Consider the following 17,018-nt stretch of genomic DNA (forward strand, 5'->3'; position numbering starts at 1 on the left):
ACAACGATACCTGACGCAGGAACGCCGGTCATATGGCGCGGCCTCGTCCGCTCCGCTGACCCTGCTGCAGGCGCTCGTATTGAGCAAGCACCACCAGCAGGAACTTATGGGTAATTGCAAGCCCAACCGGATGTATACTGTTAAAATACCCCGCGCTTCATAGCAGATATTACCGCTTGCGTACGATTTCTCACACTCAGCTTACGACAAATCGACTTCACATCCATCTTTACGATCGTTTCCTCTACTCCGATATTCTTCCCGATTTCTTTGTTCGGCATTCCTTCACATAGAAACCCCAGCACACGCATTTCGCGCGGCTTCAAGCCAATATCCGCAGCTTCAGCGTTCGGTGTCCGGTACATGAATTCGCCTGGAAGATACAATTCACCTTCTGCAATAATGCGCAGGGCATGTTTCAGTGTCCTGAGAGGCAAGGTCTTGGGAATGTACCCGCAGGCACCGGCGCGGATTGCTTGCTCTACGACTGTCCAATTCGCAACGCCTGAAAACAGCGCTACAGAGCCCTCATTCGCGCTGATCAGACGACGCATTCCATTCAGGCCATCCATGCCTGGCACTTCATAGTCGAGCAAAATAATGTCGAATCTGCCAGCTTCACCAATCCTGTTGAATGCGGCATCTACCGAAGATACCGATTCGGCATGAAAGCCTTTTTCTAAGCAGAGTGCTGCCAACAATACATCACAGATCAGGGAGTGGTCATCTACGATGAGAACAATCGAATCTCTTACTTGGGTGCTTACATTTTTCTCGTATGTCGCCATCTCTAGTCGTCAACTTTCTGTGTCAGTGCGCCTTCTAAACGCGATATATGCTGATGATAATGTTTGGCGACCCATAGCCGTCGTAATTTGATACAATCCATGACCTGCCCCCCGGTCGTCCCTCAATCATAACGAGAGTCCTTGGGGTTGATAGTTGTCATTTTGGGCTTGGGCAAGCGCGCCGTGCGCGGAGCCCTCAGATAGCTCAAGCGCTCGGCGCGCTTCAGCGGGTGTTTTGTTGCCCAGCGATGAGTGTGGCCTGACGTGGTTGTAATCATAGCGCCACAGGCCCAGTTTTCGCCGTGCATCGTCCAGGCTGTCGAAGATCTCCTCATTCAGGCATTCGTCGCGCAGGCTGCCATTGAATGACTCGATGTAGCCATTTTGTTGCGGCTTGCCGGGGTCGAGATAATGCCACTGCACGTCGTTCTTCTGCGCCCATTTCAGAATGGCGGCACTGGTGAACTCTGTTCGTTGTCGCTGACAATGCTCTCTGGCTTTCCATACACGCGCACCAGCGCATCCAGTTCACGGGCCACGCGCGCGCCTGACAGGCTGGTGTCGGCAATCAGGCACAGGTTTTTCCGGCAGCAATCATCATTCACTGCCAGAATGCGGAATTTGCGTGATGCACCAAACGTGTCGGACACGAAATCCATCGACCAACGCTGGTTTGGGCGCAGCGCTGTTGGCATGGGTGTTCGGCTGCCGCGTGCGCGCTTTCGACCGCGTCGTCGGCGCACGGACAGCCCCTCTTCGCGGTAGATGCGGTAGAGCTTCTTTGCATTCATGATCATACCCTTGCGCTGAAGCAGAATGCCGATACGTCGATATCCAAACCGGCGTCGGCTCGAAGCAATCTCATTCATTGCTTTGCGGATGTCCGGACTGTCAGGCGGGCGCTCCCGTCGCACAGTCTTCGGATCGACACCGACCAGGGCGCAGGCCCGGCGTTGCGAGATTTGGTGATCCCTCATCGCCTTGAGCGCTGCGTCCCGCCGCTGCATCGGTGTCGTCAGGGTTTTCCCAGCAAATCCTTCAGCACGACATTGTCCAGCATCGTATCCGCCAACAGGCGCTTGAGCTTCGCGTTCTCATCCTCAAGCTGTTTGAGCCGACGGGCATCTGACAATTCCATGCCGCCATACTTGGCTTTCAGCTTGTAAAATGAGGCCGGACTGAGCCCATGCTTGCGGCAGACCTCTGCCGTGGCCATGCCAGCTTCTTGCTCTTTGATCATCCCGATGATTTGCGCCTCGGTGAAACGGCTTTTCCTCATGTCGTCTGCTCCTTCAAAGGTTCGGCAGACTCTACATCAGATTGAGGGTAACCACCCGATTTGAACCGCCTGCTTCTGGGCGCTTCGCGATGTTATGAGATGTCTTTAACGACGTCGTTAACGACGTCCCTTATTGGAGGCATTGATGCGCGGAGAAATACTTGGGGCTGAACGGCGGCGACGTTGGAGTGATGAGGAGAAGGTGGCAATCGTACGGTCAGTTGGAGTCGGTGGGGCGACAGTGACCCAGATTGCCCAGCGTCATGATGTGACGCGGCAGCAGATCTATAGCTGGCGATACGATCTGAAGAGGAAGGGCCTTTTGCCATACGACCCTGAAACGGTGTTTTTGCCGGTCGAGTTTTTGGAAATGGACCCTGAGGCATCGAGACCTTGTGCGGTTAGTGATGAGCAAGACGGGCGGGTTGAGGTTGTTCTGCGCAATGGCCGGAGTTTGCGCATTGATACAGATGTCGATGCGTCTGCCTTGACCCGGCTGATAAAGGCGGTGGAAGCGGCATGATTGGTCCGGGCACTGGGGTTAGGGTCTATCTGGCTTGCGGCTACACTGATATGCGTAAGGGGATTGCCGGCCTGTCGGCGATTGCACAGGATGTGCTACGCCAGCGCCCTGCGAGCGGCGCAGTCTTTGCATTCCGTGGGCGTCGGGGAGATAGGATAAAGCTGCTGTTTTGGGACGGACAGGGATTTTGTCTGTATTATAAAGTTCTCTCGAAGGGGCGTTTCCCATGGCCTTCGGCCTCTGACGGAAGCGCGCGTTTGACCTCTGCGCAGCTGGCCATGCTGTGGGAAGGAATGGAGTGGCGAAGGCCGGATTGGGGCGCGCCGCCAGCCCGTGTCGGATGATTTATCTTGCTGTAATTGCTTGTTTTTAGTGGATATAAGGCTTGGGATATGGTATAAATTTCCATGTCCCAAGCAGCGATTTCTCTCCCCAACGATCCGGCCGCTCTGAAGGTGATGATCACCTCTTTGCAGGCAGAGAACCAGAAAATCCTGGCCACTTTGCGCGCGCATGACTTGCTCGTTCAAGCCCTGCGCATCCGGATTGCCAAACTGAAGAAACAGAAGTCCGGTTCCAGCTCGGAAAAGATCGAGCGTGAGATCGAACAATTGGAACTCGCGCTGGAAGACCTGAATGTCGCTGTTGCCGAGGCACAAGACACGTCGCCAGATGAGAGTGAGGACGCTGACACGGACGCAGACGCGCGTAATACCACAGCAGATGCGCCAGAAAAGAAGCAACGCCGTCGTCCTAAAGTGTCGCCTGATACCCCCCGCGAACGCCGTGAGCTTGATCCTGGTGACACATGCCCCGACTGCGGTGGCAATCTGCGGGTGGTAGGTGAGGATGTCAGCGAGTTGCTTGATATGATCGCAGCGCAGATGAAAATCATCGAAATCGCGCGCATCAAGAAATCTTGCCGGTGCTGCGAGAAGATCGTTCAGCCACCCGCCCCCAGCAGACCAATCCCGCGCAGCATGGCGGGCCCAAACCTGTTGGCATTCATCCTGGTCTCGAAATACGATGATCAGCTGACTTTGTATCGCCTCAATGAAATCTTCGCCCGGATGGGAGCAGATATTTCCGATACAACGATGGCCGACTGGTGCGGCGGGGCAATGAAAGCACTGGCGCCACTGATCAAGATGATCGAGGACGCAATCATGGCCAGCGATCTGCTACATGCAGATGATACACCTATCCGGGTCCTTGATCGAAGTCGACGAGACAGAGGGCTTGGAAAAGGTGTGAAAAAAGGCCGCCTGTGGGCCTATGTTCGCGACCAGCGCCCTTGGGCGGGAGGAGCCCCGCCGGGGGCTGTCTACCAGTTCGCCCCTGACTGGAAAGAAGAGCATGTCCTGACCCACCTCGCCAAATCCAGCGGCATTTTGCAGGCCGATGGCTACAAAGGGTATACCAAGCTCTATGCTCCTGATCTCAACGGCAAGAGCCAGTTCCGAGAGGCTGCATGTTGGGCCCACCTGAGGCGCGACTTCCATGATGTTTGGATTGTGACGAAATCTGAAATCGCGCGCGAAGCGCTCGACCGGATCGGCGCGCTTTATGATATCGAGCGCCAGATCAACGGTCAGCCCGCAGACATACGCAAAGCAGTGCGCCAGGAAAAAACCAAACCCAAGGTCGAGGCCTTCCGGGTCTGGGCAGAGCAGCAATTAACACGCATCCCCGGCAAAAGCGATCTGGCCAAAGCGTTCCGGTATGGGCTGAGCCGCTGGAAGGCACTTACGCTGTTTTGAGAACGGCAGTGCAAAAGTGAGCCACGGAAGTGGCGTGATAATCTCGCTGCGGGCAGCGTAAAATGTTGCCACTTTGGCCCTTTCTGTTTGCAGGGAGGGCGGGAGATTTTAGTCGTGGATTTATATCTGAAGGTCCGCCTCGCGCGTCGGGGTGGTATGAGCGAACGGGAGGCCGCTGGCCATTTCGGGATTTCGCGTGCGAGCGTGAAGAAGATGATGATGTTTTCGGTCCCGCCCGGGTATCAGCGAACGGCGCAGATCAAGCGGCCCAAGCTGGACGGGTTCACCGGCTTCATCGATCAATGGATGCAAGACGATCTGAAGCGTCCCCGTAAACAGCGCCACACCGCCAAGCGCATTTTTGAACGGCTATGCGACGAGCACCAGTTTCTAGGCGGTTACACGACGGTCAAGAATTACGTCCGAGAACAAGGGCGGCGCAGCCGAGAGATGTTTGTCCCGCTGGCGCATGCCCCCGGCCATGCTCAAGCGGATTTCGGCGAGGCGATGGTCGTGATTGGCGGGGTTGAGCAGAAGGCGCATTTCTTCGCGCTGGATCTGCCTTACAGCGATGCCTGCTTTGTTCGGGCTTATCCTGCGGCGGTCTCCGAGGCCTGGGTTGATGGTCATGTTCATGCTTTTGCATTCTTCGGCCGGGTTCCACAGTCGGTTCTTTATGACAACGATCGATGCCTGGTCGCGAAGATTCTGCCGGACGGCTCGCGCAAGCGGACCAAGCTGTTCAGTGGGTTCCTGTCGCATTACTTCATCCACGATCGTTATGGTCGACCGGGTAAGGGCAACGATAAAGGCGCTGTTGAGGGTCTGGTTGGATATGCGCGGCGCAACTTCATGGTGCCCATCCCACATTTTGCAACATGGGAAGCCTTCAATCTCTGGCTGGAAGAGCAATGCCGTAAGCGCCAGTCAGATGTCTTGCGCGGACATGACGACAGCATCGGGCAACGACTGGCGCGCGATCTTGAAGCGATGATGGATCTGCCGGCGTCTCCATTTGATGCCTGTGATCAGGCCAGTGGCCAGGTAAACTCACAATCCCTGGTGCGCTACAAAACCAATGATTACTCGGTGCCGGTTGCCTATGGCCACCGTGACGTCTGGATCCGGGGTTATGTCGATCAGGTTGTCATCGGCTGTGGTGGTGATGTGATTGCCCGCCACCCCAGGTGCTGGGACCGCGAGGATATGGTCTTTGATCCTGTTCATTATCTGCCGCTGCTGGAGCAAAAGACCGGGGCGCTGGATCAGGCTGCCCCATTGGTGGAATGGGAGTTGCCAGAGGAATTTGCAACCTTGCGCCGCTTGATGGAGGCCCGCATGATCAAGGCAGGTCGGCGCGAGTATGTGCAGGTCTTGCGGTTGTTGGAGACGTTTGACATGGCCGACCTGAATGTCGCTGTCAAAAACGCGCTTCGCATGGGCGCGATTGGGTTTGATGCCGTCAAGCATCTTGTCTTGTGCCAAGTCGAGAAGCGGCCGCCCAAGCTGGATCTGGATGTCTATCCGTATCTGCCAAAGGCCAATGTCGGCACCACGTCGGCGGCCAGTTATATGTCCCTGATGAAGCGAGGGCAGGCAGCATGAGCGACACTCCTCAAATCCTGCTGGACCATCGCCTCAAATCCCTGCGGCTGCCAACGGTGCTGCGAGAATATGGCAAATTGGCCCGCCAATGCGCCAAAGAGGGGCATGACCATGTTGAGTTCCTCGCACGTTTGGTTGAATTGGAAATGATCGACCGTGAACGGCGGATGATCGAACGGCGCATCAAGGCCGCGAAGTTCCCAGCTGTCAAAAGCCTGGATAGCTTCGACTTCAAGGCGATCCCGGCCTTGAACAAGATGCAAGTGCTGGAGTTGGCGCGCTGCGAATGGATTGACCGGCGCGAGAATGTCATAGCGCTCGGCCCCTCAGGCACGGGCAAGACCCATGTTGCTTTGGGCCTTGGCCTATCTGCCTGTCAAAAAGGCCTGTCGGTCGGCTTTGTTACGGCTGCAGCGCTGGTTCACGAACTGATGGAGGCCAGAGACGAACGCAGGCTCTTGCGGCTTCAAAAGCAGATGGTGGGTTACAAGCTGCTCATCATCGACGAATTGGGCTTTGTGCCGCTCAGTAAAACGGGGCTGAATTGCTGTTCGAGTTGATCTCCCAACGCTACGAGCGCGGCTCCACGCTGATCACAAGCAACCTGCCATTCGACGAATGGACCGAAACCTTTGGGTCAGAACGCCTGACAGGCGCACTGCTCGATCGCCTGACCCACCATGTCAACATCCTTGAGATGAATGGCGAAAGCTACCGCCTTGGACAAAGCAAGGCGCGTCAGGCAACACCCAAAACCTAAATCACGATCAGCACAGATTGGCCCTGACGGGCCAAAGCATCCGGGCAACCGCCAGCTATATGACAAGCGCGGCCGCCCGGATGCTGGCGCTCGTCTGGAAACTGATTACCCCGCCCCCAAAGTGGCAACATTTTGCGCTGCCCTTTGGCTCACTTTTACTCTGCCGTTGACATGTTTCTCGATGACGGGCGCGTGGCCATCGATAACAATGCTGCTGAGCGGGCGCTCAGGCCGATCGGAGTCGGGAGACGGAACTGGTTATTCGCAGGCTCAGATGCTGGGGGCGAAACTCTTGCGCGTGCCATGACCATTATCGAGTCAGCAAAGATGAGCGGTCTTGATCCACAAGCCTATCTGGCAGATGTTCTGGATCGCATCCATGATCATATGAACCCCCGCCTTGGGGAACTGCTGCCCTGGAACTGGAAGCCAAAAACCTGAAGCCGCAGGATGACCACCGTGACTAATCTCTGCACCCTCGAATATGTCGCGGAAATGCTCGGCGAGGACCTCGAGATGTTGGAGGCTGTCATTTGGAATGATGACAACCTCAGTTATGGTGCGATCGTCAGCGTCCACACTGGAGCGGACGAATCCATCACGACCTTAACCGACGATGGTATCGAAGAGCTCAAAGACATGCTCAGCGATGCGCGCATATCACAGGATACATGGCATGCATTCCTCGAAGACTTCGTCGATGACCCCGAAATAATCGCACGCGTCAAGGATAAATGGCCGCGGTAGAAATCGGGCGGTTACGTTATGGTGCGATCGTCAGCGTCCACACTGGAGCGGACGAATCCATCACGACCTTAACCGACGATGGTATCGAAGAGCTCAAAGACATGCTCAGCGATGCGCGCATATCACAGGATACATGGCATGCATTCCTCGAAGACTTCGTCGATGACCCCGAAATAATCGCACGCGTCAAGGATAAATGGCCGCGGTAGAAATCGGGCGGTTACGATTGAGGGAACTTTCGGGGGGCAGGTCAAATGCCTTGAAGCGCGACCGATAAGATTGTTCGAGACAATCTGGATTCCGCAGTGCTCACCCGCAATAGACACGAAGAGAAGTGGTCAGTCGTGAGAGATCCTCTCCTTTCATGCGGGTTAAAATACCCCGCGCTTCATAGCGGATATTACCGCTTGAGTACGATTTCTCACACCCAGCTTACGACAAATCGACTTCACATCCATCTTTACGATCGTTTCCTCTACTCCGATATTTTTCCCGATTTCTTTGTTCGGCATTCCTTCACATAGAAACCCCAGCACACGCATTTCGCGCGGCTTCAAGCCAATATCCGCAGCTTCAGCGTTCGGTGTCCGGTACATGAATTCGCCTGGAAGATACAATTCACCTTCTGCAATAATGCGCAGGGCATGTTTCAGTGTTCTGAGAGGCAAGGTCTTGGGAATGTACCCGCAGGCACCGGCGCCGATTGCTTGCTCTACGACTGTCCAATTCGCAACGCCTGAAAACAGCGCTACAGAGCCCTCATTCGCGCTGATCAGACGACGCATTCCATTCAGGCCATCCATGCCTGGAACTTCATAGTCGAGCAAAATAATGTCGAATCTGCCAGCTTCACCAATCCTGTTATATGCGGCATCTACTGAAGATACCGATTCTGCATGAAGCCCGTTTTCTAAGCAAAGTGCTCCCGACAATGTGTCGCAGACTAAGAAATGATCATCTACGAGGAGAATTTTCAACACTTCTGATGAGTCGGATGTATTTTTCTCATAAGTGGTCATTTTTATCGCTATCTTCTACATATATGCCTCATCGTTGATATGAAGGGATGTTGATGGATTTCCAACTAGTGTTTTCTTAATAGTATTAGAGCCATCTAAAGTTGTTTTGGTTTGTGGGTGTATCGTAGATGGACGATTGCTTGTGGGGTGGTAGAGAAAAATGGTACTGCGCCGCGTGGAGTGTGAACATGTACGCCCGCCCTATGCATCCAAGACTTTGAAAATGGCTGGTTTGTTCTTAAAAGCTGTGTAGGTTCAGGACTCATTGAAATTCATAGCCAGAACAGCACTGTTGCGGCGAGCGCGACTGCGGACAAGAAGACCTTCGGGCACCTATCATAGCGGGTTGCAACCCTTCGCCAGTCCTTCAGCCTCCCAAACATGATCTCGATCCTGTTGCGCCTTTTGTAGCGGCGCTTGTCGTATTTCACGGGGGTCTTGCGCGCTTTTCGGCCAGGGATGCAGGGCTTTATCCCTTTGTCTTTCAACGCATCTCTGAACCAATCAGAGGTGGTCGCGGAAATTCGGACCAGTTGCTAAGCTCTGGCAACTGAAGAAGGACGAACAATCGATATGGCTGCGTATTCCGGGGTCATCCGGCCAGTGATTCCGAAAGTATCCGGCCACCCATTCCGATTTTATCCGGCCACTGATTCCGGAGCATCCGGCCACCCTGTGATGTGATGCTGCGAGGCAATCTGTAACTGGCTACCGTCTGGCTTTTTAGTCTGGAAGGAAGCCCGATGAAGAGATTGCCAATGCGGAAGATACGAGATGTTTTGCGGCTATCAGCCGAGGGTCTTTCGACCCGTAAAATTGGTGTCAGCCTGACGATTGGGCGGACAACGGTTAAGGCCTATCTGGATCGCGCTGCCGAGGTTGATCTGAGCTGGCCGCTACCACCAGAGATGTCTGACACCGACCTTGAGCGCCTGATTTACCCACGCACGGCGCGTGATATTGCGAACCGCGCGACCGAGCCTAACTGGCCCTGCATTCACCGCGAGTTGCGCCGCAAGGGCGTGACGTTGATGCTGTTGTGGGAAGAATATCGCGCTGATCATCCTGATGGGTATGGATACTCCCGGTTTTGCGAACTTTACACACGCTGGGAAGGCAAGCTGTCGCCGGTGATGCGACAGCGCCATCCTGCAGGTGAGCGCCTGTTCGTCGATTATGCCGGCCATACGATCGATGTGATTGACCCCGAGACCGGGGAGGTGCGCACGGCACAGGTGTTTGTCGCTGTTCTGGGGGCATCGAACTATACATTTGTCGAGGCGACCTGGACGCAATCCCTACCGGATTGGATCGCAAGCCATGTCCGCGCTTTGGATTTCTTCGGTGGTGTGACCGCCCAGATCGTCTCGGACAATTTGAAGGCAGGGGTCACCAAGGCGTGCTTTTACGACCCCGTAATCAACCGGACTTACGCAGATATGGCCGCGCATTACGACACGGCCGTTGTCCCGGCGAGGCCATATAAGCCCAAAGATAAGGCGAAGGCAGAGGGTGGGGTATTGCTGGCTGAACGCTGGATACTGGCACGGCTGCGCAACCGCCAGTTCTTCAGCCTTGCTGAGTTGAACGCGGCCATCAAGCCGTTGCTTGACAGGCTCAACGACAAGGTCTCTCGCCATCTGGGTGCCAGCCGCAGACAGCTTTTTGAACAGCTGGACAAACCCGCCCTGAAGTCGCTGCCGGTAGCATCGTATGTTTATGCTGAATGGAAGAAGTGCCGCGCCGGGTTCGATTACCACGTCGCGATCGACAAGCATTATTACTCCGTGCCCTATCAGCTGCTGAAGAAAGAGCTGTGGGCGCGGATCACAGGCCGCACCATCGAAGTCTTCCATCTCGGGCAGCGTGTCGCCTCTCATGTCAGGACGTCCAGCAACGGGAAGCACTCTACGCTGCGCGATCACATGCCAGCGCACCACCAATTCCGCGATGACTGGACGCCAGAGCGTATCAAAGCACGTGCGGCTCGCGTTGGGCCAAACGTGGCCATCTTCGTTGAGGTCGTGATGCGCGAGCGCAAGCACCCGGAACAGGGCTATCGCACCTGCCTTGGGGTGATCCGGCTGGCCGACAAGTTTGGCCGCGACCGACTTGATGCGGCCTGTCGCCGTGCGCTCGAAATCAACGCCAGATCCTATTCGTCACTCCTGTCCATTCTCAAGAATGGGCTTGAGAGCAGGCCCCGCACCCGCGCCACGGACGAGCCTGCCATCACCCACCCCAATATCCGTGGCGCCGATTACTTCCATTGAAAGGAACACAATGCTCGACCATCCAACCCTTCATCACCTTAAAGCCCTCAGGCTGGACGGCATGGCCGAAGCCTTTGCCGAACTGCAGATGCAAGATGCAACTGCCGATCTCGGCCATGCTGAATGGCTTGGCTTGCTCGTTGACCGTGAGGTCGCAAGCCGAGAAACAAAGAGGTTTGAGGCTCGCATGCGGACTGCCAGGCTGCGCCATGTTGGCGCCAGCCCAGAAGATGTTGATTACCGCGCACGCCGTGGCCTCGACAAAGCGCTGTTCCAAAGCCTGCTCACAGGCAGATGGATCACCGACAAGCGTAATCTGATCATCACGGGCCCCTGTGGCGTCGGCAAGACCTGGCTTGGCTGCGCACTGGCCCAGGCAGCCTGTCGTGACGGCGTGACTGTGGTCTACAAACGGATGCCGCGCCTCTTCGAGGAATTGGAGCTGTCCCATGGTGACGGACGCTTCCCCCGCTTGTTCCGCAGCATCACGAAGGCGCAATTGCTGATCTTGGACGACTGGGGACCGGACAGGCTGACATCACCGCAACGCCGCGATCTCATGGAGATCGTCGAAGAGCGTTACGGGCGCGGCTCAACGATGATCACAAGCCAATTACCCATCAAAGCCTGGCATGACGTCATCGGCGAACCCACATTCGCCGATGCCATCCTCGATCGCATCGTTCACAACGCCTACCGTCTCGAACTCGAGGGCCAATCCATGCGCAAGACCATCACCAAAATGGGTGACGAAACCCCTCAGGACTGATAACCAAAACACGCTGCCTCACGGCAACGCGTCACAGGTGGCCGGATACCCCGGAACAGGTGGCCGGATGTTGTCGGAATGGGTGGCCGGATCCGCCGGAATACGCAGATATGGCGAAACAGAAGCGTTACACGGCAGAATTCAAGGCGAAGGTTGCCTTGGAAGCGATCCGTGAAGAGTTGACGACGGCAGAGCTGTCGAAGAAATATGAAGTACATCCGACGATGATCAACGGCTGGAAACGCACGGCAATTGCCAAGATGGCGCAGTCGTTTGACGCCAAGCCGGTTGGTGAACCAGTGATTTCCGGCAAGGATGTAGAGAAGCTGCACGCCAAGATTGGCCAATTGGTAGTGGAACGGGATTTTTTGGCGGATGCCTCCAGGCTCATTCTCGGGACTGGAGGCAAAAAGCCGTGAAGAAAGATCATCCCAAACTGAGTGTCCGGCGGCAATTCACACTGCTGTCGCTCGCCCGATCGACGCTGTACTATCAGCCCTGCGGTGAAAGCGCGGAAAACCTGAAATTCATGAAGATCATCGACGAGCAATTCCTGAAAACGCCATGGTACGGCTCGCGGCAGATGGCGCGTCATATGCAAAGAGAGGGTCACAAATGCGGCCGCCATCGCGCAAGACGGCTGATGCGGCTCATGCGTTTGGTGCCGATCTATCAGGAACCCAAGACCAGTAAGAAAAACCCCGAACACAAGGTTTATCCATATCTTCTAAAAGATCTGCCCATCACGCGTCCCAACCAGGTGTGGTGTACGGACATTACCTATATCCGCATGCAGCGCGGGTTTTTGTATCTGGTCGCCATCATGGACTGGCACAGCCGCAAGGTGCTGAGCTGGCGGCTGTCCAATACTATGGATGCCGGGTTCTGCGTCGAGGCCTTGAAGGAGGCACTGGCCACCTATGGCCCGCCCGAAATTTTCAATTCGGACCAGGGCAGCCAGTTCACCAGCACCGATTTCACCGACGTTTTGAAAGACGCAAAGGTGAAGATTTCGATGGATGGGCGCGGCCGCTGGATCGACAACCGCATGATCGAACGACTGTGGCGGTCCTTGAAATACGAATGCGTCTTCTTGAACACCTTCGAAACTGGCCGGGAGGCGCGCCAGGGGATCGGCACCTGGATCGCTTATTACAATGAAGAACGCCCGCATTCATCCCACGGCCTGATGACCCCGGACGAAGTTTATGATAATCGCAAACCAAACATGAAACTTGCCGCGTGATAGGAAACCCATGCCAGAGCGCTGCGCGGCATAAAACTGGTCGAAAAACCAGGACCACCTCTATCAGCGTCATAGCCGCGATCTGCGAGCAGCCAATCTGCCTTCGGCAGTTCGCTCACCAAGGCCGCTGCGCCCGTGTAGTCGCTGACCTGCCCAGCCGACATGAAGAAATTGATCGGGCGGCCAATCGCGTCGGTGACAGCATGCAACTTCGTGTTCATCCCGCCTTTCGTGCGTCCGATCAGGCGGCCACACCCCCCTTTTTTGCCCGCAGGCTTGATGCCGTGCGGTGCGCCTTGAGATATGTCGCGTCGATCATGATCGTCTTTCTTTCGGTGCCCTTGGCTGCCAGACCGCTCATGATCCGGGCAAATACACCCATATCGCTCCACGTTTCCAGCGATTGTATAAGGTCTTGTGCGGACCATACTCCTTGGGGGCATCGCACCACCGCAACTCATTGCGATTGATGAAAATAATCCCGCTCAATACGCGCCGATCATCAACACGGGGCTTGCCATGACTCTTGGGGAAGAAGGGTTTCAGACGCTCCATCTGCGTGTCGCTCAGCCAGAAAAGATTGCTCATTGATCGGTCTCCTTGCGGAGCGTGAATCATGACGCGTGGCTGAAATCAATGGGTCCTGAACCTAGTCACCTGAATCTGAAGTTCCTGCCAGTGTTTTCTGGCAGAACCTTTTGACGGAGGCGAGGATTTCGTCGGCGGACTTGACCCATTTGTAGGGCTTGGGGTTCTCATTGTGGGCGTCGATGAATGCCGCGATGTCGGCTTCGAGTTCTGCGACGGAGCGGTGAACGCCGCGCTGGATTTGTTTGCGGGTTAACTCGGCAAACCAGCGTTCGACCTGGTTCAGCCAGCTTGCCGATGTTGGTGTGAAATGCACGTGCCAGTGCGGACGGCGCGCCAGCCATGCCTTGACTCTCGGTGTCTTGTGGGTGGCGTAGTTATCCATGACAATATGCACATCCCGCCCCTCGGGCATTCTGCGGTCGAGTTCCTTGAGGAAGTCGAGGAACTCCGTCGCGCGGTGGCGTTTGTAGCACTTCCCGATCACCGCGCCGGTGGCGATGTCGAGGGCGGCAAACAACGATGTCGTGCCGTTTCGGGTGTAGGTGTGAGTTCTCCGCTCGGCCACACCGGGGGCCATGGGCAACACCGGCTGTTCGCGGTCCAGCGCCTGGATCTGAGATTTTTCATCTACACACAACACGATAGCCCGGTTCGGCTGCGACATGTAGAGGCCGACCACGTCCTGCACCTTGTCCACGAACAGCGGGTCGGTGGACAGCTTGAAGGTTTCTGCGCGGTGCGGCTGCAGCCCAAAGGCGTTCCAGATGCGGCGGATAGTGGTGTGTGACAGTCCGATTTCTTCGGCCATTGACCGGATCGACCAATGGGTTGCATCCTTAGGCGTCGTTTCCAGCGTTCGCTTGATCACATCGGCAACCTGTTCGTCCGAGATCGTTCGCGGGCGGCCCGCGCGATATTCGTCAGAAAGGCCTTCGATGCGGTGCTTGGCAAACCGCCGCCGCCACTTGCCGACCGTATGCTCGGAATGGCCGAGTTCGGCGGCGATCTCTTTGCTGGTCAGACCGTCAGCGCACCTTAACACGATCCGGCACCTGTCGGACAGTGACCGTGCCGCCTTGTGCCTGCGCAACTGCGCTTCCAGAAAACCGCGCTCCTCATCGCTGAGTGCAATCGCAATAGATACCCGACCCCGCATGCCATACCCCCCAAAGTTCGCCTCACATCAATGATGGCAAATTTGGTTCCGGGTGACTAGAACGCTTTCCGCCTGCGCTCTGGCCCGGTGGGGAGGATGGATTTTATGGCTTTCATCTTGACCTGATGCGGCGGCGGGTCGCAGCGCCTAGAGTGATGCGTCAGTTGTATGCATCCGCCGAAGGCCGTGGCCGTGCGGTGTTGATCAGAGGCGTTTGAGCGCAGCTTTTGGTTTACGCGGCTTCGGGGCCCACTTTTTGGCGAGACGCTCGAAGTTGTCGAGGATGCGGCCGATTTCGGCCTCATCAGGATCGAACTTCCCCCCATGCCATTCCAGCATCCGGTTATGTTCTTCGTGCTTGGGGTCTGCCATGGCGTCAACGAAGTCGGCGTAGCCGAGGAACCCACCTACATCTTCAGGGGGGCGGGCCCCGATAGCCCTGACAAGACGCGGGTAGTCGGCACCCGGGATGGCATCATCGATTTTCTCGACCTTGATCACATGGTGCCAGTTGTCGCCAAAATCATAGATGTAATGGATGGTCTTGGTGCCGACGTCTTCCAGCACATCGATCAGGCTGGTTTTACTGGCAGGCAGCGGGCCGTCGTAATAGCCGTCAGGATCTGGCACACCCCAGCCAACGCCGCCGGCTCGGAACTCGTAAAGGTGGCTGTCGGTCCAGCCCATGGCGGCCTGGATCACATCGTGCAGACGGTTCAGCTTGATCTTCAGTGGCACATCGAAGCGCCGCAACACCTGAGGCTCGACGTCAGATAATGTCACCTTGAGGCGCGCAACCAGGCTCATGCAGCAATCCTCTTCAATTCAGTTGCGGCCTTCCAATGCCAAGGCAGCAATTCATGCACGCGCGATACCGGCATATCCGGCAGGCGGGCGAGGACATCGGCAAGCCATGCCTGCGGGTCGATGTCATTCATCTTTGCCGTGACGATAAGGGTATACATGAAGGCCGCCCTGTCGCCACCACGTTCCGACCCTGCAAAAAGCCACGACTTTCTGCCCAATGCGATGCCTCTGAGAGCGCGCTCGGCGGCATTGTTCGTCATGCACAGGCGCCCATCATCAAGGAATGCAGTAAAGGCGTCCCAGCGACCCGTCCCATTAAGCATGTAGTTGATCGCCTTGGCGACAGGGTTGTGCTTTGACATCCGGGCCCGCTCGGCCTGCATCCAGTCACGCAGATCGTCGACCAGCGGCGCGACCCGATGCTGGCGGACTTCGTGGCGCTCTGCGGCGGACAGGCCGGTGATTTCACGCTCGACGGCAAAGATCGCATCGATCCGCATCACAGCGTCCAGCGCGATGGGAGATATCTCCTCTGCTACCTTCTTGCCCTTGCGGGCTGTGGCCTTGATATCTGCCAGCTCGAAGAACTTGCGTCTGGCATGGCTCCAGCACAGTGCTGCGCGCACCGGACCCGGGCTTCGATCTGCCAGATAGAGATCATTGTAACCGCCATAGACGTCCGATTGCAGCACACCATGCCACCCGGCCAGGTGCTTATTGGGATGGATCATCTGACGATCAGGCGAGAACTTGAAGAAAGCAGCAGGCGGCGCGCCCCCATGCCACGGCCGGTCATCGCGCACATAGGTCCACAGCCGCGCGGTCTTTGTGCCCCCGCGCGCCCAAAGTGGCACGGTCGTGTCATCACCATGCAGACGGCTCCCATCCAGCACATGGCTTTCGATCAGCGCATGGATGGGAGCCAGTGCCACACAGGCATGACCGATCAGATCAGCCAGAGTGGACAGGCTGAGATCAATGCCTTCTCGCGCAATGCGCTCGGATTGCCGATTGAGGGGTTGGTGCTGTCCATATTTGTCGAAGGCGATCATGGCGATCAACTGTGGCCCGGCCCAACCGCGCGGAATGGCATGGAACGGGACTGGCGGTTGGCTGATCTTCTCGCAGGCCCGGCAGGTGAACTTCTCCCGAACCGTCTGGATCACCTTCCACTGGCGGGGGATCACTTCCAGCGTCTCGGTGACATCCTCGCCCATCTTCACGATCCGGTCCGAGCCACAGCAGGTGCAACTGGTCGGCGCCTCAACCACCACACGTTCGCGCGGCAGGTGGTCGGGAAAGGGTTTGCGCACGGGCTTGCGCCGCGTGAAGGCGCGCACGGTGCTGGTCTTGTCCTGCGCTTCGGCCTGTTCAGCCGCCAGCGCATCTTCGGTGGCCGCGGCTTCCAATTCCTCAAGCTGCAATTCCAGCTGATCGATCAGTCGCGCGCGGCGCTCGGAGGAGATACCGTATTTGTCGCGCCGCAGTTTGGCGATCTCCAGCTTCAATTCCTGGATCATCGCTTCCGTGCAGGAGGCAAGGGCGCGGGCCCGGGCCAATTCAGCTTCCGCAGCTTGCGCACGGGCTTGTGCAGCCTCGGCCGAGGCTGTTTGCGCAGCAAGTGCGGCGCGCAATTCAGCGATTTGCAGGGCGGTATCTGACATGGCAAATCTTTACCATAGACGCCAAGAAAGG

13 protein-coding genes and 6 pseudogenes are annotated in these 17,018 nt (G+C 56.5%); 11 read left to right on the top strand and 8 right to left on the bottom strand.

What is annotated here, in order from left to right; translation table 11 throughout:
• Positions 1–140: 140 nt before the first annotated feature.
• Both BD293_RS20320 and BD293_RS20325 read right to left on the bottom strand, forming a co-directional pair.
• Positions 141–788 carry a response regulator gene (locus tag BD293_RS20320; protein ID WP_142085461.1) on the bottom strand — a complete coding sequence of 216 codons (648 nt, stop codon included), beginning with the start codon at positions 786–788 and terminating at the stop codon, positions 141–143.
• A gap of 126 nt (positions 789–914) precedes the next feature.
• A pseudogene (locus BD293_RS20325) lies at positions 915–2,067 on the bottom strand (IS3 family transposase).
• 145 nt (positions 2,068–2,212) lie between these two features.
• On the opposite strand from BD293_RS20325, the gene tnpA reads away from it, so the two are divergent.
• The 8 genes and pseudogenes from tnpA to BD293_RS20365 all read left to right on the top strand — a co-directional run bounded on the left by tnpA (position 2,213) and on the right by BD293_RS20365 (position 7,671).
• Positions 2,213–2,590, top strand: coding sequence for an IS66-like element accessory protein TnpA (tnpA, locus tag BD293_RS20330; RefSeq protein ID WP_142080137.1), 378 nt, complete (start codon positions 2,213–2,215; stop codon positions 2,588–2,590).
• Positions 2,587–2,934: an IS66 family insertion sequence element accessory protein TnpB gene (tnpB, locus tag BD293_RS20335; RefSeq protein ID WP_142080138.1), complete on the top strand. Its 348-nt coding sequence runs from the start codon at positions 2,587–2,589 to the stop codon at positions 2,932–2,934. Before tnpA ends, tnpB begins: the two co-directional genes overlap by 4 nt.
• 63 nt (positions 2,935–2,997) lie before the next feature.
• Positions 2,998–4,347 (top strand): annotated as a pseudogene (gene tnpC / locus BD293_RS20340) (IS66 family transposase); the annotation flags it as partial.
• A gap of 117 nt (positions 4,348–4,464) precedes the next feature.
• The gene (gene istA / locus BD293_RS20345) at positions 4,465–5,955 is read left to right on the top strand and encodes an IS21 family transposase (RefSeq protein WP_170207166.1); all 1,491 of its coding nucleotides are present in this window, start codon (positions 4,465–4,467) and stop codon (positions 5,953–5,955) included.
• A pseudogene (istB, locus tag BD293_RS20350) lies at positions 5,952–6,715 on the top strand (IS21-like element helper ATPase IstB). The gene istA (BD293_RS20345) and the pseudogene istB (BD293_RS20350) overlap by 4 nt, the downstream one beginning before the upstream one ends.
• Before the next feature lie 171 nt (positions 6,716–6,886).
• Positions 6,887–7,156, top strand: a pseudogene (locus BD293_RS20355) (transposase domain-containing protein); the annotation flags it as partial.
• Positions 7,157–7,165: 9 nt separating this feature from the next.
• Positions 7,166–7,462, top strand: a complete 297-nt coding sequence (locus BD293_RS20360) for a hypothetical protein (protein ID WP_142080139.1) — start codon at positions 7,166–7,168, stop codon at positions 7,460–7,462.
• Positions 7,450–7,671 (top strand): hypothetical protein, encoded by a 222-nt coding sequence (locus tag BD293_RS20365; protein ID WP_142085463.1) that lies wholly within the window; start codon positions 7,450–7,452, stop codon positions 7,669–7,671. Before BD293_RS20360 ends, BD293_RS20365 begins: the two co-directional genes overlap by 13 nt.
• Before the next feature lie 162 nt (positions 7,672–7,833).
• On the opposite strand, the gene BD293_RS20370 is transcribed toward BD293_RS20365, so the two are convergent.
• Positions 7,834–8,481, bottom strand: coding sequence for a response regulator (locus BD293_RS20370; RefSeq protein WP_142085466.1), 648 nt, complete (start codon positions 8,479–8,481; stop codon positions 7,834–7,836).
• A gap of 272 nt (positions 8,482–8,753) precedes the next feature.
• Positions 8,754–8,990 (bottom strand): annotated as a pseudogene (locus BD293_RS20375) (transposase); the annotation flags it as partial.
• A 234-nt stretch (positions 8,991–9,224) separates the two neighbouring features.
• Between BD293_RS20375 and istA (BD293_RS20380) the strand changes: the two are divergent.
• From istA (BD293_RS20380) to BD293_RS20390, 3 genes are all read left to right on the top strand, one after another.
• Positions 9,225–10,754, top strand: a complete 1,530-nt coding sequence (gene istA, locus BD293_RS20380; RefSeq protein WP_142079314.1) for an IS21 family transposase — start codon at positions 9,225–9,227, stop codon at positions 10,752–10,754.
• A 10-nt stretch (positions 10,755–10,764) separates the two neighbouring features.
• A complete protein-coding gene (gene istB, locus BD293_RS20385; protein WP_142079313.1) occupies positions 10,765–11,523 on the top strand; it encodes an IS21-like element helper ATPase IstB in 759 nt (252 codons plus the stop codon).
• Positions 11,524–11,633: 110 nt separating this feature from the next.
• Positions 11,634–12,769 (top strand): IS3 family transposase gene (locus BD293_RS20390; RefSeq protein ID WP_246086422.1). Its coding sequence is split into 2 segments (ribosomal slippage): positions 11,634–11,901 and positions 11,901–12,769, totalling 1,137 coding nucleotides; the frame shifts between segments, so codons are not numbered across the junction.
• Positions 12,770–12,831: 62 nt separating this feature from the next.
• Here the strand turns inward: BD293_RS20390 and BD293_RS20395 are convergent.
• The 4 genes and pseudogenes from BD293_RS20395 to tnpC (BD293_RS20410) all read right to left on the bottom strand — a co-directional run.
• Positions 12,832–13,357: pseudogene (locus BD293_RS20395) on the bottom strand (IS5 family transposase); the annotation flags it as partial.
• A 61-nt stretch (positions 13,358–13,418) separates the two neighbouring features.
• The gene (locus BD293_RS20400) at positions 13,419–14,516 is read right to left on the bottom strand and encodes an IS630 family transposase (protein WP_142085470.1); all 1,098 of its coding nucleotides are present in this window, start codon (positions 14,514–14,516) and stop codon (positions 13,419–13,421) included.
• Positions 14,517–14,720: 204 nt separating this feature from the next.
• A complete protein-coding gene (locus BD293_RS20405) occupies positions 14,721–15,323 on the bottom strand; it encodes a plasmid pRiA4b ORF-3 family protein (RefSeq protein WP_142085472.1) in 603 nt (200 codons plus the stop codon).
• On the bottom strand, positions 15,320–16,987 hold the full coding sequence (tnpC, locus tag BD293_RS20410) for an IS66 family transposase (RefSeq protein WP_142085473.1): 1,668 nt from the start codon (positions 16,985–16,987) through the stop codon (positions 15,320–15,322). The genes BD293_RS20405 and tnpC (BD293_RS20410) overlap by 4 nt, the downstream gene beginning before the upstream one ends.
• Between the last annotated feature and the right edge of the window lie 31 nt (positions 16,988–17,018).

It is taken from the genome of Roseinatronobacter monicus, from assembly GCF_006716865.1.
Classification (GTDB): domain Bacteria; phylum Pseudomonadota; class Alphaproteobacteria; order Rhodobacterales; family Rhodobacteraceae; genus Roseinatronobacter; species Roseinatronobacter monicus.

Excerpts from the sequence above, each read along its gene's own strand:
- BD293_RS20320 (WP_142085461.1), bottom strand. The coding sequence starts at position 788 with ATGGCGACATACGAGAAAAATGTAAGCACCCAAGTAAGAGATTCGATT.
- tnpA (WP_142080137.1), top strand. The coding sequence starts at position 2,213 with ATGCGCGGAGAAATACTTGGGGCTGAACGGCGGCGACGTTGGAGTGAT.
- tnpB (WP_142080138.1), top strand. The coding sequence starts at position 2,587 with ATGATTGGTCCGGGCACTGGGGTTAGGGTCTATCTGGCTTGCGGCTAC.
- BD293_RS20360 (WP_142080139.1), top strand. The coding sequence starts at position 7,166 with ATGACCACCGTGACTAATCTCTGCACCCTCGAATATGTCGCGGAAATG.
- BD293_RS20365 (WP_142085463.1), top strand. The coding sequence starts at position 7,450 with ATGGCCGCGGTAGAAATCGGGCGGTTACGTTATGGTGCGATCGTCAGC.
- BD293_RS20370 (WP_142085466.1), bottom strand. The coding sequence starts at position 8,481 with ATGACCACTTATGAGAAAAATACATCCGACTCATCAGAAGTGTTGAAA.
- istA (WP_142079314.1), top strand. The coding sequence starts at position 9,225 with ATGAAGAGATTGCCAATGCGGAAGATACGAGATGTTTTGCGGCTATCA.
- istB (WP_142079313.1), top strand. The coding sequence starts at position 10,765 with ATGCTCGACCATCCAACCCTTCATCACCTTAAAGCCCTCAGGCTGGAC.
- BD293_RS20400 (WP_142085470.1), bottom strand. The coding sequence starts at position 14,516 with ATGCGGGGTCGGGTATCTATTGCGATTGCACTCAGCGATGAGGAGCGC.
- BD293_RS20405 (WP_142085472.1), bottom strand. The coding sequence starts at position 15,323 with ATGAGCCTGGTTGCGCGCCTCAAGGTGACATTATCTGACGTCGAGCCT.
- tnpC (WP_142085473.1), bottom strand. The coding sequence starts at position 16,987 with ATGTCAGATACCGCCCTGCAAATCGCTGAATTGCGCGCCGCACTTGCT.